This is a genomic window from Streptomyces odontotermitis (genome assembly GCF_050510915.1).
In the GTDB taxonomy this organism is placed as follows: domain Bacteria; phylum Actinomycetota; class Actinomycetes; order Streptomycetales; family Streptomycetaceae; genus Streptomyces.
In genome coordinates, this window is record NZ_JBNJLS010000003.1 from 240,995 (window position 1) to 261,723 (window position 20,729).

The 20,729-nt window shown below is 73.3% G+C and carries 19 protein-coding genes; 11 read left to right on the top strand and 8 right to left on the bottom strand.

Features of this window, described 5'->3' with window-relative positions; all coding sequences use genetic code 11:
* The first annotated feature begins 10 nt into the window (after positions 1-10).
* The 5 genes from ACQB60_RS11895 to ACQB60_RS11915 all read left to right on the top strand — a co-directional run bounded on the left by ACQB60_RS11895 (position 11) and on the right by ACQB60_RS11915 (position 5,176).
* A complete protein-coding gene (locus tag ACQB60_RS11895; RefSeq protein WP_496925872.1) occupies positions 11-1,918 on the top strand; it encodes an acetyl/propionyl/methylcrotonyl-CoA carboxylase subunit alpha in 1,908 nt (635 codons plus the stop codon).
* The gene (locus ACQB60_RS11900) at positions 1,915-3,087 is read left to right on the top strand and encodes an acyl-CoA dehydrogenase family protein (RefSeq protein WP_496925873.1); all 1,173 of its coding nucleotides are present in this window, start codon (positions 1,915-1,917) and stop codon (positions 3,085-3,087) included. The genes ACQB60_RS11895 and ACQB60_RS11900 overlap by 4 nt, the downstream gene beginning before the upstream one ends.
* Before the next feature lie 26 nt (positions 3,088-3,113).
* Positions 3,114-3,848, top strand: coding sequence for an enoyl-CoA hydratase family protein (locus ACQB60_RS11905; protein WP_496925874.1), 735 nt, complete (start codon positions 3,114-3,116; stop codon positions 3,846-3,848).
* Complete coding sequence (locus tag ACQB60_RS11910) at positions 3,836-4,456, top strand: TetR/AcrR family transcriptional regulator (protein WP_496925875.1); 621 nt, start codon at positions 3,836-3,838, stop codon at positions 4,454-4,456. Before ACQB60_RS11905 ends, ACQB60_RS11910 begins: the two co-directional genes overlap by 13 nt.
* 132 nt (positions 4,457-4,588) lie before the next feature.
* A complete protein-coding gene (locus ACQB60_RS11915; RefSeq protein WP_496925876.1) occupies positions 4,589-5,176 on the top strand; it encodes a peptidase inhibitor family I36 protein in 588 nt (195 codons plus the stop codon).
* A gap of 59 nt (positions 5,177-5,235) precedes the next feature.
* On the opposite strand, the gene ACQB60_RS11920 is transcribed toward ACQB60_RS11915, so the two are convergent.
* The gene (locus ACQB60_RS11920; RefSeq protein ID WP_496925877.1) at positions 5,236-6,339 is read right to left on the bottom strand and encodes a citrate synthase 2; all 1,104 of its coding nucleotides are present in this window, start codon (positions 6,337-6,339) and stop codon (positions 5,236-5,238) included.
* A 298-nt stretch (positions 6,340-6,637) separates the two neighbouring features.
* On the opposite strand from ACQB60_RS11920, the gene pdxH reads away from it, so the two are divergent.
* Positions 6,638-7,372, top strand: coding sequence for a pyridoxamine 5'-phosphate oxidase (gene pdxH / locus ACQB60_RS11925; RefSeq protein WP_496925878.1), 735 nt, complete (start codon positions 6,638-6,640; stop codon positions 7,370-7,372).
* Between the two features lie 147 nt (positions 7,373-7,519).
* On the opposite strand, the gene ACQB60_RS11930 is transcribed toward pdxH, so the two are convergent.
* Together ACQB60_RS11930 and ACQB60_RS11935 are read right to left on the bottom strand one after the other, a co-directional pair.
* Complete coding sequence (locus ACQB60_RS11930) at positions 7,520-8,383, bottom strand: alpha/beta fold hydrolase (protein WP_384835841.1); 864 nt, start codon at positions 8,381-8,383, stop codon at positions 7,520-7,522.
* Between the two features lie 657 nt (positions 8,384-9,040).
* On the bottom strand, positions 9,041-9,733 hold the full coding sequence (locus tag ACQB60_RS11935) for an iron-dependent transcriptional repressor DtxR (RefSeq protein WP_384835838.1): 693 nt from the start codon (positions 9,731-9,733) through the stop codon (positions 9,041-9,043).
* 215 nt (positions 9,734-9,948) lie between these two features.
* Here ACQB60_RS11935 and ACQB60_RS11940 point away from each other — a divergent pair, with 215 nt between their 5' ends.
* A complete protein-coding gene (locus tag ACQB60_RS11940; RefSeq protein ID WP_496925879.1) occupies positions 9,949-10,713 on the top strand; it encodes an SIS domain-containing protein in 765 nt (254 codons plus the stop codon).
* 29 nt (positions 10,714-10,742) lie between these two features.
* On the opposite strand, the gene ACQB60_RS11945 is transcribed toward ACQB60_RS11940, so the two are convergent.
* Both ACQB60_RS11945 and ACQB60_RS11950 read right to left on the bottom strand, forming a co-directional pair.
* Positions 10,743-12,005, bottom strand: coding sequence for a sensor histidine kinase (locus ACQB60_RS11945; protein WP_496925880.1), 1,263 nt, complete (start codon positions 12,003-12,005; stop codon positions 10,743-10,745).
* Positions 12,006-12,019: 14 nt separating this feature from the next.
* Entirely contained in the window at positions 12,020-12,688 is a 669-nt protein-coding gene (locus tag ACQB60_RS11950) for a response regulator transcription factor (RefSeq protein WP_496925881.1), read from the bottom strand.
* Between the two features lie 151 nt (positions 12,689-12,839).
* On the opposite strand from ACQB60_RS11950, the gene ACQB60_RS11955 reads away from it, so the two are divergent.
* The 4 genes from ACQB60_RS11955 to ACQB60_RS11970 are packed head-to-tail and all read left to right on the top strand — an operon-like array spanning position 12,840 to position 16,333.
* Entirely contained in the window at positions 12,840-13,334 is a 495-nt protein-coding gene (locus ACQB60_RS11955) for a hypothetical protein (protein WP_496925882.1), read from the top strand.
* On the top strand, positions 13,331-14,407 hold the full coding sequence (locus ACQB60_RS11960) for an efflux RND transporter periplasmic adaptor subunit (protein ID WP_496925883.1): 1,077 nt from the start codon (positions 13,331-13,333) through the stop codon (positions 14,405-14,407). The genes ACQB60_RS11955 and ACQB60_RS11960 overlap by 4 nt, the downstream gene beginning before the upstream one ends.
* A 19-nt stretch (positions 14,408-14,426) precedes the next feature.
* Positions 14,427-15,146: an ABC transporter ATP-binding protein gene (locus ACQB60_RS11965; protein WP_496925884.1), complete on the top strand. Its 720-nt coding sequence runs from the start codon at positions 14,427-14,429 to the stop codon at positions 15,144-15,146.
* On the top strand, positions 15,143-16,333 hold the full coding sequence (locus ACQB60_RS11970; protein ID WP_496925885.1) for an ABC transporter permease: 1,191 nt from the start codon (positions 15,143-15,145) through the stop codon (positions 16,331-16,333). Before ACQB60_RS11965 ends, ACQB60_RS11970 begins: the two co-directional genes overlap by 4 nt.
* 55 nt (positions 16,334-16,388) lie before the next feature.
* Here the strand turns inward: ACQB60_RS11970 and ACQB60_RS11975 are convergent, their stop codons facing one another.
* From ACQB60_RS11975 to ACQB60_RS11985, 3 genes are all read right to left on the bottom strand, one after another.
* Positions 16,389-17,807 carry a PAS domain-containing protein gene (locus tag ACQB60_RS11975; protein WP_496925886.1) on the bottom strand — a complete coding sequence of 473 codons (1,419 nt, stop codon included), beginning with the start codon at positions 17,805-17,807 and terminating at the stop codon, positions 16,389-16,391.
* Positions 17,808-18,245: 438 nt separating this feature from the next.
* Positions 18,246-19,889 carry a transporter gene (locus tag ACQB60_RS11980; protein WP_496925887.1) on the bottom strand — a complete coding sequence of 548 codons (1,644 nt, stop codon included), beginning with the start codon at positions 19,887-19,889 and terminating at the stop codon, positions 18,246-18,248.
* The gene (locus ACQB60_RS11985; protein WP_496925888.1) at positions 19,886-20,698 is read right to left on the bottom strand and encodes an ABC transporter ATP-binding protein; all 813 of its coding nucleotides are present in this window, start codon (positions 20,696-20,698) and stop codon (positions 19,886-19,888) included. The genes ACQB60_RS11980 and ACQB60_RS11985 overlap by 4 nt, the downstream gene beginning before the upstream one ends.
* Positions 20,699-20,729 lie beyond the last annotated feature (31 nt).

A 20,729-nucleotide genomic window follows, 5' to 3' on the forward strand; every position in this document is an offset into this window, starting at 1 on the left:
GGAACTCCCCATGATTGCTTCACTGTTGGTGGCCAACCGGGGCGAGATCGCCTGCCGCGTCTTCCGCACCTGCCGTGAGCTCGGCATCGCCACCGTCGCCGTGCACTCCGACGCCGACGCGGACGCGCTGCACGTGCGCGAGGCCGACACGGCGGTGCGGCTGCCCGGGGCGGCGCCCGCGGACACGTATCTGCGCGGCGAGCTGATCGTGAAGGCCGCCCAGGCCGCGGGCGCCGACGCGGTCCACCCCGGCTACGGCTTCCTCTCCGAGAACGCCGACTTCGCCCGGTCCGTCATCGACGCGGGCCTGACCTGGGTGGGTCCGCCGCCGGAGGCGATCGAGGCGATGGCGTCCAAGACGCGCGCCAAGGAGCTCATGGGCATCGCGCCCCTGGGGGAGGTGGGCGAGTCCGATCTGCCGGTGCTCGTGAAGGCGGCGGCGGGTGGCGGCGGGCGCGGCATGCGCGTCGTACGGGAACTCAAGCTCCTGGAGGAGGAGTTGGCGGCCGCGCGGGCCGAGGCCGCGAGTGCCTTCGGGGACGGGGAGGTCTTCGTCGAGCCGTACATCGAGGGCGGCCGCCACGTCGAGGTGCAGATCATGGCCGACGCGCACGGGACGGTGTGGGCGCTCGGCACCCGGGACTGCTCGCTGCAGCGCCGCCACCAGAAGGTGATCGAGGAGGCCCCTGCGCCGGGTCTGGCTCCTGAGCTTGCCGCCGAGCTCGACGAGTCGGCCGTACGGGCGGCCCGCGCCACCGGCTACCGGGGTGCGGGCACCGTGGAGTTCCTCGTCGCCGGCGGACGCGCGCACTTCCTGGAGATGAACACCCGGCTCCAGGTCGAACACCCCGTGACGGAGGCCGTGTTCGGGGTCGACCTGGTCGCGCTCCAGCTCCAGGTCGCCGAGGGCGAGCCGCTGCCCGCCGAGCGGCCCGAGCCCCGGGGGCACGCCGTGGAGGCCCGCCTGTACGCGGAGGACCCGGCCGCCGGGTGGGCGCCGCAGACCGGCACGCTGCACCGGCTCGCCGTCCCGGAAGGCGTGCGCCTCGACACCGGCTACGCGTCCGGCGACACCATCGGCGTCCACTACGACGCGATGCTCGCCAAGGTCGTCGCGCACGCCCCGACCCGCGCGGAGGCCGTCCGCAGACTCGCGGGCGCCCTGGAGCGGACCGTGGTGCACGGCCCCGTCACCAACCGCGACCTGCTCGTACGCTCGCTGCGGCACCCCGAGTTCACGGCGGGCGGCACCGACACCGGCTTCTACGACCGCAACCTGCCCGAGCTCACCGCCCGCGAGAGCGACCCCTGCGCGCCGCTGGCCGCCGCCCTCGCCGACGCCCACGGGCGCTCCCGCTTCGGCGGCTTCCGCAACCTGCCCTCGCAGGACCAGGTCAAGCGCTACCGCACCGAGCCCGACGGCACCGAGCACGAGGTCCGCTACCGGCACACCCGCGAGGGCCTGGCGGCCGACGGCGTCCGCGTGGTCAGCGCGACCCGCGAGCTCGTCGTGCTCGAAGTGGCAGGTGTGCAAAGGAAGTTCCCGGTCTCCGCGTACGGCGACGGCGACCGGGTGTACGTCGGGGGCGCGTCCGGGGGCGTGACCCTCACCGCCCTGCCCCGCTTCACCGACCCCAGCGAGCAGACCGCCCCCGGCTCCCTGCTCGCCCCCATGCCCGGCACCGTCGTCCGCGTCGCCGAGGGACTCACCGAAGGCTCCCCGGTCACCGCCGGGCAGCCGCTGCTCTGGCTGGAGGCCATGAAGATGGAGCACCGCGTCACCGCTCCCGCCTCCGGCACGCTCACCGCCCTGCACGCCGCCCCCGGCCGCCAGGTCGAGGTCGGCGCCCTGCTCGCCGTCGTAGATGTCGCGGATGCCGACGTCGCAGACGCTGTCACGGAGGAGAAGCCCGCATGAGCCCCGCCCTGAGCACCGTCCTCGAAACCGAGGAGCACCAGGCGCTGCGCGCCGCCGTCGCCGCCCTCGGCAAGCGCTACGGCCGCGACTACATGACCAGGGTCGTCCAGGCCGGGGCTCACCCCGACGAGCTGTGGGCGGAGGCGGCGAAGCTCGGCTACCTGGGCGTGAACCTGCCGGAGGAGTACGGCGGCGGGGGCGCGGGCATAGCCGAACTCTCCATCGTCCTGGAGGAGTTGGGGGCGGCGGGCAGCCCGCTGCTGATGATGGTCGTGTCGCCCGCGATCTGCGGGACGGTGATCTCCCGCTTCGGCACGGGCGAGCAGAAGCGGGAGTGGCTGCCGGGGCTGGCCGACGGCTCGCGCACGATGGCCTTCGGGATCACCGAGCCGGATGCCGGCTCCAACTCGCACCGCATCACCACCACCGCCCGCCGCGACGGCGCGGACTGGCTGCTGACCGGCCGCAAGGTCTTCGTGTCGGGCGTCGACATCGCGGACGCCACCCTGATCGTGGGCCGCACCGAGGACGCCCGCACCGGCAGCCTCAAGCCCTGCCTCTTCATCGTCCCGCGCGACGCGGAGGGCTTCCAGCGCAACCAGATCCCCATGGAACTCCAGGCCCCGGAGAAGCAGTTCGAGCTGGTGCTCGACGAGGTGCGTCTCCCGGCCTCGGCCCTGGTCGGCGACGAGGACGCGGGCCTGCTCCAGCTCTTCGCGGGCCTGAACCCCGAGCGCATCATGACGGCGGCGTTCTCGGTGGGCATGGGCCGGTACGCGGTGCAGCGCGCCGTCGAGTACGCGAAGGAGCGCACCGTCTGGAAGGCCCCCATCGGCGCCCACCAGGCGATCGCCCACCCCCTCGCCCAGGCCCACATCGACCTGGAGCTGGCCCGCCTGATGATGCACAAGGCGGCGCTCCTGTACGACGCCGGTGACGACATGGGCGCGGGGGAGGCGGCCAACATGGCGAAGCTGGCGGCGGCCGACGCCTGCGTGAAGGCCGTCGACCAGGCGGTGCACACGCTCGGCGGCAACGGCCTGACGAAGGAGTTCGGGCTCGCCTCGCTGATCGTGGCCTCGCGGGTGGCGCGGATCGCGCCGGTGAGCCGCGAGATGATCCTCAACTATGTCTCGCACCAGTCGCTGGGCCTGCCGAAGTCGTACTGAGCGAACGGTCAACGAAGGGGTGTGACATGCCAGTTGAGCTCTCGGGCCCCGACCGGGGCATCGCGACGCTGACGCTGTGCGCGCCGGAGCGCCGCAACGCGCTCTCGGCGGCGCTGGTGCGCAGGCTCGCGGACCTCCTCGGGGAGTGCGAGAAGGACGAGTCGGTGCGTGCGGTGGTGCTCACCCACACGGGCGGCACGTTCTGTGCGGGAGCGGACCTGAGGGAACCCCCGGACCCGGCGGCCTTCGTGGGGCTGCTGCGCGCCATCGTGGCGTCGGCGAAGCCGGTGGTGGCGCGGGTGTCGGGGCACGTCAGGGCGGGCGGCCTGGGCCTGGTCGGGGCGTGCGACATCGCGGTGGCGGGGCCCGGGGCGTCGTTCGCGCTCACGGAGGTGCGGATCGGGATGGCCCCCGCGGTGATCTCCATGCCGCTGCTGCCCCGCGTCGAGCCCCGCGCGCTGGACCGGTACGCCCTCACAGGGGAGCGGTTCGACGCGGTGGAGGCGGCGCGGACCGGCCTGGTCACGGCGGCGTCCGAGGACGTCGACGCGGCCCTTGAACCCGTGCTGGACGGTCTGCGCAGGTCCGCCCCGCGGGCCCTGGCCGAGACGAAGAAGCTGGTCACGGCTAAGGTTCTGGACGCATTCGACCACCATGCGGACGACCTCATCGCCCTCTCCGCCCGGCTCTTCGGCTCGGCGGAGGCCCAGGAGGGCATGACGGCGTTCCTCGAACGACGGGAGCCCCCATGGGTGCTGTGACCGCCGCCGACCGGGGCGCCGACCGGGGCCCGAAGCAGGACCGCAGCCGGGCCACGCGCCAGCGCCTGCTGGAGGCCGCGGTGGCGTGCCTGGCCGAGCACGGCTGGGCGGGGTCGACGGTGACGGTGGTGGCGGAGCGGGCGGGCGTCTCGCGGGGCGCGGCCCAGCACCACTTCCCCACGCGGGAGGACCTGTTCACGGCGGCGGTGGAGTACGTGGCCGAACAGCGGTCGGGCGCGCTGCGGGCGCTCCCGGCCCAGGACCGGGCCGCGGCGGTCGCGGGCCTGGTCGACCTGTTCACGGGCCCCCTGTTCCGGGCGGCCCTCCACCTGTGGGTGGCGGCGTCGAACGAACAGCAGCTCAGCGAGCGCGTACGGGAGTTGGAGACCCGGGTGGGCCGCGAGACGCACCGCATGGCGGTGGAGCTCCTCGGCGCGGACGAGTCGGTCCCCGGGGTCCGGGAGACCATTCAGGGCTTCCTGGACATGGCGCGGGGCCTCGGCCTCGCGAACCTCCTCACCGACGACGGGGCGCGGCGGGAGCGGGTGGTGGCGCAGTGGACGTCGATCCTCGACGGCGTTCTTGGCCGAAACCACCGTAATCCGTAGCGTTTACGGCGAGGGTTTACCCCGGCTCAACTCCTGGGTGGACGAAGTGACTTGTCCCCGCTGGCACTTTCTGAGGGCGCCGCGAAGGGCGGCGGCTTCAGCGGAGAACCGCGAAGATCCAGGGGGAAACACATGGCAGTCACCAAGGGCCGTGTCGCCGTCGCGACGGCAGGCGCGTTGCTGATGCTCGGCGCGGGCGTGGCCTCGGCCCAGGCGGGTCCCGCGGCCCCGGCCGCGTCGACCTTCGCCCGGCAGGCCGAGTCCGCGCACCTGACCAGTGCGCAGACCCGTGCGGTGCAGGCGAAGGTGGACGGCTACCTGAAGAAGACGGGCGGGACCCAGGTCGCGCTCAACAAGATCGACCTCAACGGCAAGGGGGAGATACTCGTCGCCCTGCCCGGGGAGCCCCGCCCGCGCAGCCTCGCGCCTGCGGGCACGAAGGGCGCGGCGGTCGACCACTGCCTCGACGGACCCGTCTACTCCGGCTATTTCTGCGCCTACGAGAAGGACTTCTACCAGGGCGACGAGACGCAGATGTACTACTGCCAGAGCTATCCCATGAACTACCGCAGGGGCGGCTCGTGGATCAACGACCAGACCCCCGGCCGCCGGGCACGGATGTACGGCCGCAACGGCAACCTCCTGTACACGACGCCCCCGCCCTACAGCTATGACAGGCAGGGCGACTGGTACCACGTCTTCACCGTACGGCCCTGCTAGCAAGCTCACGCCCCCGGTCCGCGAGGAGGACCGGGGGCGTCGCGCCGTACCCGCGTGGGTCAGCGGTCCGCGATGTCCGCGAACCCCTCGATGTCCTGCGGGTTCCGGGAGCCGGGGCCCACGTACCGCGCCGAGGGCCGCACCAGCCGCCCCGTGCGCTTCTGCTCAAGGATGTGCGCCGACCAGCCCGCGGTCCGCGCGCACGTGAACATCGACGTGAACATGTGCGCAGGCACCTCCGCGAAGTCGAGGACGATCGCCGCCCAGAACTCCACGTTGGTGGCGAGCACCCGGTCGGGGCGGCGTGCGTGCAGCTCGTCGAGGGCGGCCTTCTCCAGCGCCTCCGCCACCTCGAAGCGCGGCGCGCCCAGCTCCCGCGCCGTCCGCCGCAGCACCCGCGCCCGCGGGTCCTCCGCCCGGTACACCCGGTGCCCGAAGCCCATGAGCCGCTCGCCCTTGTCCAGGGCGCGCTTCACGTACGCCACCGCGTCCCCGGACCGCTCGATCTCCTCGATCATGCCGAGGACCCGGGACGGGGCGCCGCCGTGCAGCGGGCCGGACATCGCGCCCACCGCCCCGCTCAGCGCCGCCGCCACGTCCGCCCCCGTGGAGGCGATGACGCGGGCCGTGAACGTCGAGGCGTTCATGCCGTGTTCGGCGGCCGACGTCCAGTACGCGTCGACGGCCTGGACGTGTTTGGGGTCGGGCTCCCCGCGCCACCGCTTCATGAACCGCTCGACGACGGTCTCGGCCTTGTCGATCTCGCGCTGCGGCACCATCGGCAGGCCCTGGCCGCGCGCCGACTGGGCGACGTAGGACAGGGCCATGACGGCTGCGCGGGCCAGGTCGTCGCGGGCCTGCGCCTCGTCGATGTCCAGGAGCGGGCGCAGGCCCCACACGGGGGCGAGCATGGCCAGGGCCGACTGGACGTCGACGCGGATGTCGCCGGAGTGGACCGGGATCGGGAACGGTTCGGCGGGCGGCAGGCCGGGGTTGAAGGCGCCGTCGACGAGCAGGCCCCAGACGTTCCCGAAGGAGACGTGGCCCACCAGGTCCTCGATGTCGACGCCGCGATATCGGAGCGCACCGCCTTCCTTATCCGGTTCGGCGATCTCCGTCTCGAACGCGATGACTCCCTCAAGTCCGGGTACGAAGTCGGACATCAGGCGGCTCCTCATGATGTGTGCGACGGGGGCGGCTGTGGCAGCTGTGACCCTTGAGCTTTGACCATGTGTCAGCAGGGGGTGCTTCGCGGGCGGTTACGCGGTCTCGTCACTCTCGACTCGGGCGACTCGCGGTCCGTTCGCTCACCCCGGTGATGCCCCGCGCGGCTGGTGGTCACCCAACCGGAACGGAAGCTGGACGATATCTGCTGACGCCCGCGTTGGCGATGGTTCGCGGCACTCAGTGCCACATGTCACCTCTCCGAGGTGTTTCACACCCCGCCGACTGCCCGTGCGCATGCGGCAAGATGACGGCGTGACCGATCGCGCACCCGACTTCACCGTGCCCGCTGCCGACGTCGCCGCCATGCGCGAGCAGTACGCCGCCGAGGGCCTCGCCGAGGAGGATCTCCCCGGCGAGCCGATGACGCAGTTCACGCGCTGGTTCGAGGAGGCCGCGGCCGAGGCGGCGGGCCCGTCCGGGGCGCTGCGCGAGCCCAACGCGATGGTCGTCTCCACCGCCGACGCCGAGGGCCGCCCGAGCTCGCGCACGGTGCTCCTGAAGGGGTACGACCGCGAGGGCGCCGGCGGTTTCGTCTTCTACACCAACTACGAGTCCCGCAAGTCCCGCGAGCTCGCCGAGAATCCGTACGTCGCACTGCTCTTCCCGTGGCACCCGATGCAGCGCCAGGTCATCGTGACGGGCACGGCGGCCCGCATCGGCCGCGACGAGACGGTGCGCTACTTCCGCAGCCGCCCGCACGGCTCCCAGCTGGGTGCCTGGGCCAGCGCCCAGTCGACGGTCATCGCCTCCCGCGCCGAACTCGACGCCTCCTACGCCGAGTTGGCGGCCCGCTACCCCGAGGGCGAACAGGTCCCGGCGCCCCCGCACTGGGGCGGCTTCCGGGTGGTGCCGGAGACGGTGGAGTTCTGGCAGGGCAGGAGCAACCGGCTGCACGACCGCTTGCGGTACGTGCGGGAGGAGGGGGCGGCCGGGGGGACGGGCTGGCGGGTGGAGCGCCTGAGCCCGTGACTCGGGGACGTTCAGCCCGCGCCCGGGGGGATATTCAGCCCGTCCGGCGTTTGAGGACGAGCGCGAAGCGCGACAAGGGGGTCCGGGGGCAGAGCCCCCGGGAGGGCGCCCCACCCACAAGGGTGCGAGAACGGAGAGGGCGCCCCACTACCCCGTCAGGACCCCGTCCAGGAAAGGTTCGATCGCCGCGCGCCAGCCCTCCGGCTGGTCGTAGTGGACGAGGTGGCCGGCGTCCGCCACCTCCGCGTACTCGCCGCGGGGCAGCACCCGCACCATCTCCTGCGCCTCGGCCCGGCCCAGCTCACCGTCCAGGCCGCGGACGACGAGGGCGGGGCAGCGGACCTGGACGAGGTCGTCCCAGTGGGCGTCGTAGACCCAGGTCTCGCGGGACTTGAGCATGTGGTCGGGGTCGAAGACGGGGCGCCAGCCGTCCGCGCCCTCGGCCATGACCTCGGCGTAGAACGCGCCGCGCGAGGGGTTGGGGCGCTCCACCCAGGGGTCGTCCTCGCCGAACCACTTGCGGACGTCCGCGAGCGTCGCGAACGGCACCGGCCAGGCTTTGAACCAGTCCTCCCACTCCCGCTGGGACGCGGCGCCGAGAGCCGACGCGCGCATGTCGCAGATGATCACGCCCTGGACGAGGTCGGGGCGGCGGGCGGCGAGCTGCCAGGCGGTGAGGGCGCCCATGGAGTGGCCGATGAGGACGGCGGGGGCGAGGCCGAGCTGGACGAGGGCGGCCTCCGCGTCGTCCACGTACGCCTCACGGGTGTACGGGCCCTCGGGGGGCTTCTCGCTCTGGCCGTGGCCCCGCTGGTCGAGGGCGACCGCGCGGTGCCGCTCGGAGAGCCAGCGGGCGGTGCCCGCCCAGTGCGAGGCGCGGCCCATCAGGCCGTGCAATAAGAGCACGCCGCCCGGCGGGCCCTCCGCCTCCCGGGTCTTGGGAGGGTCCGCGAACTCCCAGGCAGCCAGGCGTACTCCGCCCGTGCCGGTCACGTCGATGCGCCGCACCATGGGTCCTGGCACCCCCCTTGAATCCGCTCGGGTTGATTCCGCCCCGGCTCCCCGGCCGGACCGGTCACGCACCCCCGCACGCTATCGAACTCTCTTTCGAAACAGCCTTTCCCGGCGCCAACACCCCTCGTTCGTGTGACTCCGCTCAAGGATTGACCGGCGCGGCCGAGGGGAGATCTTCAACGGGAGGCGGGCCGATCGGGGAAAACGGTCCGAGGGGAATGACCCTGAGAGCTCGGGGCTCCGGGTCAGCAAAGGGGAGGACAGGCCCCGGCGCCGCAAGGCGCCGGGGCCCTCTGCTTCTCCGGCACCCGGCACCGGCGTCCCGGCCCCGCGCACGCGCTCCCCGGGCGCATGCGGACGAGCCCCCGCGTATGCCGTGCGCGCCGCGTGTCCCGCACACCTCGCGCACTCCCCAGACGGGCACATCTCCCGCCCCCTCTCCGGCCCTGCGGCCAGACCCGGCGCCGACTCGGTCAAGAGCCCTCAGGTCATATGCCTCTCGCGACAGCCTCGCACGCGAAGCGTCCCGGCGCTGCGATTCCGCACACTGAATCTTGGCCGTTATGAAGCCGCCGGATCCGCGCAACTTCCCCTGCCGTCACGGCAGTTGACCGCGGGCGGGACTCGGTGTGCGCAGCGCGCGCCGGGGCGCCGTCAGCGCTTGGCGACGAAGACGTGCGACGCCACGTCCGACGCGAGCTCGGCGGCCTCGCCGCTGCTGCCCACGAGGACGCCGCCCGGCGACTCCGTCACGCTCACCACGGCCCCGGGCTGCACGCCCGCGCGCCGCAGCGTGTACATCAGCTGCGCGTCCGTCTGGATCGGCTCGCCGATGCGGCGCACCACGGCCGTCTTGCCCTCCGCGCCCGGGTCGAGATCGGCGAGGGACACCATGCCCTCGTCCAGGAACGGGTCCGCGCCGTCCTTCTCGCCCAGCTCCTCCAGGCCCGGGATCGGGTTGCCGTACGGCGACTCGGTGGGGTGGCGGAGCAGGTCGAGGACGCGGCGCTCGACCGCCTCGCTCATCACGTGCTCCCAGCGGCACGCCTCGGCGTGCACCTGCTCCCATTCGAGCCCGATCACATCGACCAGCAGGCACTCGGCGAGGCGGTGCTTGCGCATCACGCGGGTGGCGAGACGGCGGCCCTCCTCGGTGAGCTCCAGGTGACGGTCGCTGGCCACGGCCACCAGACCGTCGCGCTCCATGCGCGCGACCGTCTGGCTCACCGTGGGCCCGCTCTGGTCGAGCCGCTCGGCGATCCGGGCGCGCATGGGGACCACACCTTCCTCCTCGAGCTCGAGGATGGTGCGCAAATACATCTCAGTGGTGTCAATCAGCCCCGACATGGGTGCCCCTCAGAATTCGCTCGTGCGCTGGCCCTGCCCTCAATTCTGACGCATACCGCTGACAACCGGGTCGCGCCAGGGGCAAAAGCCGGTTCCGCCCTGGTGCGGGCGCCTCTGGCCGGGCCGTATTGACAGGGCACTGGTCCAGACCGCAACGTGATCCGCGGCACACACCGCGCCACACGACGTCCGTACCCGGGAAGGTTTCGCCGCCCATGAGCTCGACGAGCGAGAGCAAGCTGGCCGGTCAGTTCCTCGACGCCGCGATCGGTCTCCTCCGGCGGGTCCGGGACGAGGAGTCCGAGAGCGTCGCCGCGGCGGGCGAGCTGCTCGCCGACGCCGTGGAGTCCGGCGGGCGGCTCTTCGCCTTCGGCGCCGGGCACTCCTCGCTCGCCGCGCAGGACGTCGTCTACCGCGCGGGCGGCCTCGCCCTGATGAACCTCCTGGCCGTCCCCGGCGTCGTCGGCATCGACGTGATGCCCGCCACGCTCGGCTCCGCCCTGGAGCGGGTCGACGGGCTCGCGGGCGCCGTCCTGGACTCCAGCCCGGCCCGCCCCGGCGACGCCCTGGTGATCATCTCGCTCTCGGGGCGGAACTCGCTGCCGGTGGAGATGGCGATGAACGCCCGCGCCCTCGGCCTCAAGGTCATCGGCGTGACGTCGGTGGCGTACGCGGCGGAGACGAAGTCGCGGCACGTCTCCGGGACGTTCCTGAGGGACCACTGCGACGTGGTGATCGACTCGAAGATCGCAGTCGGCGACGCCGAGCTCTCCCTGGACACGGTGGACGCGCCCTTCGGCCCCGCGTCGAGCGTCGTCACCAACGCGCTGATGCAGGCCATGATGGCGGCCGCCGTCGAGCGCCTCGCCGCGCACGGCGTCCAGCCCCCGCTGCTGCGCTCCGGGAACGTCGACGGGGGCCACGAGTGGAACGGCCGCGTCTTCCAGGAGTACGCGGACCGGATCTTCTACCGCCACTGACGGGCCCGCCACCGCCCCTGGCGGATCCTCTACCGCCACTGAACCCGCACGGTGAGCCCGCCGCCCTCCCGGTTCGGCTCCGCCGCGACGGTCGCCCCGTGCGCCCGCGCGATCGCCGCCACGATCGACAGGCCGAGTCCGGCGCCCTCCCCGTGCGCGTGCGTGCGCTCGTGGAGACGGCGGAAGGGCTCGAAGAGGTGCGGGACCGTCTCGGCGGGGACGTCGGGGCCCGTGTTGCTCACCTCGACACCGGCCGCCGACGTGTGCACCCGGACCGTGCCGCCCTTCACGTTGTGCCGGACCCCGTTCGCCACCAGGTTGTGCAGGAGCCGGTCGAGCAGCACGCCGTCGCCCGCCACCGTCAGGGGCTCGGCCCGCACGGAGACCGTGACGTCGCGCTCGGCGGCCTCGTCGGCGAGGCCCTCCGCGACGGCGTGCGCCAGCTCGTCCAGGGCGATGGGCTCGCGCCGCTCCACGCCCTGCTCCGAGGTGGCGAGCAGCAGCAGCCCCTCGATGAGCCGCTCGCTCTCGTCGGCGACGGAGATGAGCTTCGTGCGGATGCGGTCGACCCTTCCCCAAGCACTCGAATCCGCTCGTGCAGGGGAGAACCCACTCGCGTCCAGCGCCCCGGCGAGGCCGATCTCCGCCGCCGCCCGCTGCACCGCCAGCGGGGTGCGCAGCTCGTGCGCCGCGTTGGCCGCGAACCGCTGCTGGGCGCCCACGAGTTGCTCTATCCGGTCGAGCATCTCGTCGAAGGTGTCGGCGAGCCGCTTCAGCTCGCCGGGCGGGGCGTCGAGGTCGATCCGCTCGTGCAGGTTCTCGCCGGAGAGGCGGCGCGCGGTGCCGGTGATCACGGCGACGGGGCGGAGCACCCGGCCCGCCATCCACCACGCGAGGGCGATGGACAGCACCGCGTACACGGTGAAGACGATCACGGAGACGGTCAGCAGCCGGCTCAGCGCGGCCTCCCCGGCGAGGTCGCTGACCCTGGCGATGGCGAGGCCCTCCCCGATGTCGTCCGCGCGGTAGGGCCCGGCCGACCCGGACGGGGCGGGCGAGGCGGGCGCGGCCGTCCGGATGGGGAGCATCGGGGTGCCGACCCACGGCGGATCCAGCTTGCGGGCGGGCACGGCCGTCGTCACCGCCGTGCTGATGGAGGAGTAGAGGCCCTGCTTGACCAGCAGGTACACCACGCCCGTCAGCAGCAGCCCGGCGAGCACCAGCAGCCCCCCGTACAGCGTGGTGAGCCGGGCCCGCTCGCTGCTCGCCCGGAAGCCGGCCGGCAGGCCCATCCGCAGCCCCGCCCTCACAGGGACGTCCCGGTGATCCGGTAGCCCGCGCCCGGCACGGTCTCCACCACCGGGGGCTCGCCCAGCTTGGCGCGGAGCTTGGAGAGGGTGACCCGGACCGCGTTGGTGCGGTAGCTGGTGTCCTCCTCCCAGACCTGTTCGATCAGGTCCTCGCCGCTGACCACGGCCCCGTCGGCCCGGAGCAGCGTCTCCAGGACCGCGAACTCCTTGCGGGAGAGCGACAGGTGGCGGCCGTCGCGGCTGGCCTGGCGGCGGGCCGTGTCCAGGGTGAGCCCGGCCCGCTCGATGACCGGGGGCAGCGCGGGCCGGGCGCGGCGGCCGAGGGCGAGGACGCGGGCGAGCAGCTCGTCGTAGGCGAAGGGCTTGGTCAGGTAGTCGTCGGCGCCGAGGCCGAGCCCGGCCACGCGGTCGCGGACCGTGCCGGAGGCCGTCAGCATCAGGACGCGGGTGAGGAGCCGCATGTGGACGATGCGGCGGCACACCTCGTCGCCGTGCACGCCCGGCAGGTCCCGGTCGAGGACCACGACGTCGTAGTCGCCGAGCTGGAGTTTGCGCAGCGCGGTGAGGCCGTCGGCGGCGACGTCGACGGCGAGCGCGTCGCGGCGCAGCCCGTCGGCGATCATCTCGGCCAGGAACTCCTCGTCCTCCACCAGCAGTACGCGCATGCGGCCAGGTGTACCCGAAGGGGACCTTTCGCCGATGTAAGCGCCTCCGTTGAAGGAAACGAAACCCCGCTTCCCGTGAGCCTGAGCGCGGCACAGAGCCCACTCATGCCGACTCACAGCCCACGCACCGCCCACTTCCGAGGGGAAGCACATGAGGACTCGTACGCGTTCGTCGGTCATCGCATCGGGGGTCGCCGCCCTCGCCCTGTTCACCGCGGCCTGCTCGGGCGGCGGATCCGGCTCCGACGACTCGGCGGCGGGCGGCAAGGACGGCGGCAAGGGGAACGCCGCCGACGCCGCCTTCAAGGAGCGCGAGTGCCTGCGCAAGGAGGGCCTCGACGTCAAGGAGCCGAAGCCCGGCGAGTCCATGGCGGGCATCGCCATCGGCGGCAATCTCAGCAAGGAGAAGATGCAGGCCGCGATGAAGAAGTGCACCGGCAAGAGCGGCGGTGCGGCCGGCGGCGAGATCCCGCAGGCCGAGAAGGACAAGATGCTCAAGTACGCGCAGTGCATGCGCAAGAACGGCTACAACATGCCCGACCCGGAGTTCGAGGGCGGCGGCATGAAGGCCATGCCCGTCCCGAAGGGCGCCGAGCAGAAGAAGATGGAGAAGGCCGCCGCCGCGTGCAAGGACATCGTCGCGTGAAGCGCCGTACCGCCATCGGCTCGGCCGTCGTCGCGCTCCTGGCGATCGCCGGGGGCGGCCTCGCGGTCAGCGGATTCGCCGACGCGGGCGGCGGCAAGGGCTCCTCCGACCGCCGTGACGCGGGCCTGCCGCCCGCCACCGCCGACGTCGAGCGCGGCGACCTCAGCAGCGCCTCGCAGGCCGACGGCACCCTCGGCTACAACAAGGAGCGCAAGGTCAACGCGGGCGGCGCGGGCATCCTCACCTGGTCCGCCGGGTCCGGCGACACCATCAGCCGCGACGGGCGCCTCTACGAGGTCAACGGCGTCCCGGTGCGCCTGATGTACGGCACCGAGCCCATGTACCGCAGCCTCAAGCCCGGCGACAAGGGCAAGGACGTGCGGCAGCTGGAGGAGAACCTGAGCGCGCTCGGATACGGGTCCGGGCTCGCCGTCGACGACACGTACACGGACGGGACGGCGGCCGCCGTGAAGCGGTGGCAGAAGGCCCACGACCGCAAGCAGACCGGCCGGGTCGGGCCCGAGCAGATCGCCTTCTCGCCGGGCTCCGTGCGCGTGAAGTCCGCCGACTCGGCGGTCGGCGACCAGGTGGCGCCGGGAAAGCCCGTGCTGTCCACGACGGGCTCCGAGCGCGTCGTGCGGTTCTCGCTGGAGGTCGCGGACGCGAAGCTGGCGAAGGCCGGCACGAAGGTGACGGTGGATCTGCCGGACGGCTCCACCGCCGAGGGCCGCGTCTCCTCCGTGGGGAGGACCGCGAAGCCCGGGGGCGACGACCCGTCCGACAAGACGCCCAAGATCCCGCTGACGGTCACCTTCGACGACCCGGGCAAGGTCGACGGCTTCGACCAGTCCCCGGTCACCGTCAACCTCACCGGCGAGACGAAGGAGAACGTCCTGTCCGTCCCCGTCAACGCGCTCCTCGCGCTGCCCGGCGGCGGCTACGGGGTCCAGGTCGTCGAGCACGGCAAGGCCCGCCAGGTCGAGGTGAGGCTCGGCATGTTCGGGCAGGGGCGCGTCGAGGTGAGCGGGGGCGGCCTGCGCGCGGGCATGAAGGTCGGGGTGCCCAAGGTATGAGCGCCGTACGGGAGTTGATATGAGCGCCGTAGTGGAACTGACCGGCGTCACCAAGGAGTACCCGGGCGGGGTCGCGGCGCTGCGCGGCGTGGACCTCACCGTCGACGAGGGCGAACTCCTCGCCCTCGTCGGCCCGTCCGGCTCCGGCAAGTCGACGCTCCTGCACATCGTGGGCACCCTCGACCGGCCCACGGCGGGACACGTGGCCATCGCGGGCCACGACGTGGCGGCCCTGTCCGACCGCAGCCTGTCCGCGCTGCGCTCGCGCCACATCGGCTTCGTCTTCCAGGCGTTCCACCTGGTGCCTGGCGTCAGCGCGCGGGAGAACGTCGCCGAGGGCCTGCTCTACTCGGGCCTGTCCCGGGCCCGGCGCCGCCAGGCCGCCGCCGAGGCCCTGGACCGCGTCGGCCTCGCCGACCGCATGCACCACCGCCCGCACGAGCTGTCCGGCGGCCAGAAGCAGCGCGTGGCGATCGCCCGCGCCGTCGTCGGCGAACCCGACCTGCTCCTCGCCGACGAGCCCACGGGCGCCCTCGACTCGGCGTCCGGCGACGCGGTCATGCAGCTCCTGCACGACCTCAACGCGGACGGCGCGACCATCGCCGTCATCACCCACGACACGGAGATCGCGGGCCGGCTGCCGCGCCAAGTGCGCATCAGGGACGGCGAGATCGTCACGGACACGCGGACCCCGCCCCCCACCGACCCCCGTACGCCCGAGGAGGTGGCCGCCCGATGAGGCTCCGCCCCCCGCGCCTGACCCCCCGGGACGTCCTCCACGTGGGCTCGTCGGGCCTGCGCACCCGCCCCCTGCGGGTGGCCCTGTCGGCGCTCGGCATCGCCATCGGCATCGCGACGATGATCGCGGTGGTCGGCATCTCGTCCTCGTCCAAGGCTCAACTCCTCGAAGAGCTCGACGAGTTGGGGACGAACATGCTGGTGGCCAAGCCCGGTGAGCCGATGTTCTCGGGCGAGAAGGTGAAGCTGCCCAAGGACGCGACGGGCCGCGCCTCCCGCATCGAGGGCGTGGAGCACGTGGGCAGCACCGGGGACATCGACAAGGCCGTGCGCCGCAGCGAGAAGATCCCCGAGGAGGAGACGGGCGGCCTCGCCGTCAAGGCCGCGACGGAGGGCCTGCTCGCCACCCTGCGCGGCTCGGTGGACCGGGGCACCTGGCTCAACAAGGCCACGGGCCGCTACCCGTCCGTGGTCCTCGGCCATGTCGCGGCCCAGCGACTCGGCATCACCTCGCCCGGACAGCAGGTGTGGATCGGCGACCGCTACTTCACGGTCATCGGCATCCTCGACCCGCTGCCCCTGGCCCCCGAGATCGAACGCTCGGCCCTGGTCGGCTGGGACGCCGCGCGGAGCACCCTGGGCTTCGACGGCCACCCCACGTCCGTGTACGAGCGCTCCACGGACGCGACCGTCTCCGGCGTACGGAAGCTCCTCGCGCCCTCGATCGACCCGGAGAACCCGCGCAACGTCCAGGTCACCGACCCTTCGGCGGCGCTCCAGGCGAAGGCGGCGACGGAGGGCGCGTTCTCCACGCTGCTGCTCGGACTCGGCGGGATCGCGCTGCTCGTGGGCGGCGTCGGCGTGGCCAACACCATGATCATCTCGGTGTTGGAGCGCCGCCACGAGATCGGCCTGCGCCGCTCGCTGGGCGCCACGCGCGGCCAGATCCGCATCCAGTTCGTGACGGAGTCCCTGCTGCTCTCGGGCCTCGGCGGCCTGGCGGGCATCGCGCTCGGCGCGGCGGCGACGGCGGCGTACGCGAGCTCGGGCGGCCTGCCGTGGGTGGTGCCGCTGTGGGCGGTGAGCGGGGGCTTCGGGGCGACGCTGGTGATCGGGACGGTGGCGGGCCTGTACCCGGCGATCCGGGCGGCCCGCCTGTCGCCGACGCTGGCGCTGCAGGCGGCGTGAACGGGCGGGGGTGCGCCGGTCACTCTGTGGGGGGTGTACCGGTCGCCCCCGCCTCTCAACCCCCTTGTTCCTCCTGCCCCTTCAGCAACTCGGCCAGGTCCAGCGCGGCAGCGACCCGCGCGCCCACGCTCTCCGCGTACGCCGCGTCCGCACGGTCGAAGGGCGAGCGGCTGGCCGTGCGCAGGAACGTCACGACACCGATGGTCCGCCCCCGGCTCCGCAGGGCGGAACAGAGCGCGTGCGCCGTGTCGTCCGGCCAGTGCCGGGCGCGGGCCCACTCCCGGGCCCGCTCCGGCGCCGCCGCCCCCGCACCGGCCCGCACCGAACCGGCCCGCTCGGCGGCCTGCGGCGCCGGGTGCCCCTCCAGATAGCGGACCGGTATGCCGGTGCGGCCCACGGAGTGGCAGGGCCCGGACGCACCGCCGGTGGGCGTCTCGGCGGCGCGGGCCAGCCGCAGAGGCCCCGGCCCCCCGGCCGCCCCGCCGACCACCACGTCGAGCAGGGCGTGGTCGGCGAACCCGGCCAGGGCGAAGTCCAGTTGGACGGTCGCCGCCTCCGCCGGGTCCTCGCACTCGGCGGCCGCCCGCGCGGCCCGATGCAACTGCTGGGAGCGGAACCGCAGTTGGGCGGCCTCCTGCTCGGTCTGCTTGGCCTCCGTGATGTCCTGGAAGAGCCAGCCGACGCCCAGCGGCACCGGTTCCTCCGCGAGCGGCGAGGCGAGCCGCACGAAGCCGCTGCGCCAGCACTTGCGCTCGAACTCGGGGGCGCCGCCCTCGGTGTCCCCGGAGGCGCGCACCGACACCCACATCTCCGCGGGCGCGGGCGGCGCACCCTCCGCGAGGACGTGCGCGAGGACGCTCTCCAGCTCCTCCACGCCCTGCCCGAGGAGCTCGCCCAGCGGGCGGCCCAGCAAGGCCGTCCGGCCCATGCCGAGGGCGCGGGCCGCCGACTCGTTGGCCACCGCGGGGCGCAGGTCCGCGTCGACGAGGACCACGCCCCACGACGCCGTCTCGAAGAGGGCCTCGCTCAGCGCGATGGACCGCTCCAGGTCGATCTGGGCGTGCACCTCGCTGAACGCGCAGTACACCCCGGCGGGCTTGTCGTCGTCGCCGCGCACCGCCGCCGACTGGGTGCGCACCAGGACCCGGCCGCCGTCCTTGGTCAGCAGCGCGAACTCGTGGACCTGCCGCCCCGGGGCGTGCATCGCGGACAGGAGCCGCTCCTCGACCTCGGCCGCGTCGGCGCTGCGCACCGCCCACCCGGCGAAGCCCCTGCGCCCGACAGCCTCGGCGGCGGACCAGCCGAGTATCCGCTCCGCCTCGCGGTTCCAGTGGGTCACCACACCGTCGGCGTCGAAGGCGCACAGCGCCGCGTCCATCCCGTCGAGCAGCGCCGCCAGCAGCTTGGCCCCACCCGGTTCCGGCTCTTCAGGCCCCAACTCGTCCGTGGTTCCGCTCTGTCGGGAAGCACTCACCCGGCACCCCCTCGCCTGGACCGCACTCCAGATCATTGAACTCGAACGTGAGCAAGGCCACAGGGTGTTCCCGGAAGTTGGGGCAATTCATTGCCCGGCCGGTCCCGGCCCACCGTGTCCTCAAGGTCTCCAAAAATAGGTTGTGCGTCTCCTGGGGCGGTTCTTAGGGTGCTGCGTACACGAGAAGGGAGGTGGTTCGGCAGATGTATGGAAACCGGACGCGTGAGGTGACTGCGGGCTAGCGGCCCGACGTCGCATCTCGAATTCGGCGCCGGACCAGCACGTGTGTTGTGCGTGCAGCCGGCCCTATTCCCAGCAGTCACCCGACCCGCGAGCCGCCGGTACGTCCGGCCGGCTTCCCGCAGAGTCCTCGCGACTCCGGCGGGAACCACGGCTCGCGGGTCGCCTGCGTTCCCCGACCCTTTACGGGTACGGGCCTCAGCCCTTGCTGACCGCCGCCAGGATCTCCGGCAGCCGCCCCGCCACCCGCGGCGCCGCGAGCCGCAGCCCGCCCGCCGTCACCGCCGCCCCATAGGCCGCGCCCAGCGGCAGCAGCACCCACGTCCACGACTGCGCCCCCGACGCGTGCAGCCAGATCGTGAAGGCGAGGACGGGCGCGCACAGCACGGACGCCGCGACCATGCCGCCGAAGATGGACATCCAGGCGAGCCCTGCCTGCCCCGGCGCCACGTTCTTGTAGCCGTCCTGCGGGATCGAGTACGGGAACCGCGCCGAGGACCAGGCGCCCGTCGCCAGCATCGCGCCGAGCAGCGCGAAGGAGAGCCCGAGGACCTCGGGCAGCGCCGCCCAGTCGCCGAGCAGCGCCGTGGTGAGGACGGTGACCAGAGTCGCGTACGGCAGGGTGATCACCAGCAGCGCGAGGGCGCGGCCGCGCAGTTCGACGTATGCGTCGCGCGTCGACCCGATCGTCATCGCGACCATCCAGAACGCCGAGGTGTCCTGCCCGAACTGGTTGTACATCTGGATGCCGAGCATCCCCGCCGCGAAGCAGGCGAAGTAGATCGAGCCGGTGTCCTGGAGGGCGTTGAAGAGCGGCACGATGAGGCCGATGGCGAGCGAAGTGACCCAGGCGGCCTTGGTCTTGGGGTCCCGCCACACATAGCGCAGGGTGCGCTCCATCACGGTGCCGGTGCGCCCGGAGGGCAGCAGACCGCGGCCGCGCCCGGTGCGCCGCGCCTTCTCCTTGGCGGGTTCGGCGGCGGCGAGCGTGGAGCTGTCGGGGGACGTCATCAGGCGGTCGAGGCTGCGCCGCCAGACCGTGAGCAGGGCGAACAGCGCGGCCACCGCGAGGGCGAGCCGGGCGAGCCCGGCGGCGTACGCGCCCTCGCTCACCGCCCGCACCGCCCCGAGCGCCGACGCGGGCGGGATCCAGCCGAGGACGTCGGCCGCCGGATCGAGCTTGGCCAGGCCGCCGTCGGTCGAACCGAGCTTCTGCGCCCCGAAGTTCACGACCTGCGCGCCGACGGCGATGACGAGGCCGCTGAGCACCGCGAGGTCGCGGCCCTTGCGGCTGGTGAGCAGCCGGATGTTGGCGGTCGCGACGGCGCGGGCGAGCGCCACGCAGATGAGGACGGCCAGCGGCACCGCCACCACGGAGACCACGGCGGCCGCGGACCCGTGCGCCACCGAGATCACCCCGCCGAGCGCCATGCAGAGCGTGAACAGCGGCCCGATCCCGACGAGCGACGCGGCGAGCAGCGCCCGCACCAGGGAGCGGGGGCGCAGCGGGAGCATCACCAGGCGCGTCGGGTCGAGGGTCTCGTCGCCGCCGGGGAAGAACAGCGGCATGACCGCCCAGCCGAGCGCGAGGACCGCGACGAGGAAGACGGCGACGGTGCCCGCGTGCGCGCTGCCGCGCAGCGCGATGAGCCCGAGGAGCTGCGCCGCCGCGAAGAGCAGCACGAGCACGACGGAGGCGATGTAGGCGGCCCGCCGCCCCGACGACTGCCGCAGGCCGTTGCGCAGGAGCGACAGCTTCAGCCGTACGAAGACGCCGGTCACCCCCGGAGCGGCGGAAGGGGAGGGGGCGGAGGCCGCGGGGGTGACGGGTGCGGTGCTCAACGCGGGCCCCCGCCCAGCCAGTCCAGGTCCGAGCCCGCGTCCCGGCCGCCCGCGCCCACGAGTTCGAGGAACGCCTCCTGCAGCGAGGGCGCGTCCCCGCGGACCTCCGCCAGCGTGCCGTGCGCGCGGATGCGGCCCGCCGCCATCACGGCGACCCAGTCGCACAGCGACTCCACGAGCTCCATCACGTGCGAGGAGAAGACGACGGTGGCGCCGGAGCCCGTGAACCGTTCGAGGACGCCGCGGATGGTCTGTGCGGAGACCGGGTCGACGCCCTCGAACGGCTCGTCCAGGAAGAGGACTTCGGGGTTGTGCAGCAGGGCGGCGGCGAGCCCGATCTTCTTGCGCATGCCCGTCGAGTAGTCGACGACGAGCTTGTGCTGCGCGCCCGCGAGGTCAAGGACGTCCAGGAGCTGGGTGGCGCGCTTGTCGACCTCGTCGCCGGGCAGGCCGCGCAGCCTGCCCGTATAGGCGAGGAGTTCACGCCCGGAGAGCCGCTCGAAGAGCCGCAGCCCCTCCGGCAGCACCCCGATGCGCGACTTGACGTCGACGGTCTCCTCGGGGGCCCGCCAGACGTCGCGCCCGACGACCTCGACCGTGCCCTGGTCGGGCCGGAGCAGGCCCGTGACCATGGACAGGGTGGTGGTCTTGCCCGCGCCGTTGGGGCCGACGAGCCCGATGAACTTGCCCGCGGGCAGGGCCAGATCGATCCCGGCGACGGCGATCTGCTGCCCGAACCGCTTCCAGAGTCCCTGCACGCGGACGGCGGGCACGACGGCGCCCTGGTCCGCTGTTGTTGTCTCGCTCACAAGGCGAGGCTAACCGCCGCCCCGCCCCGAC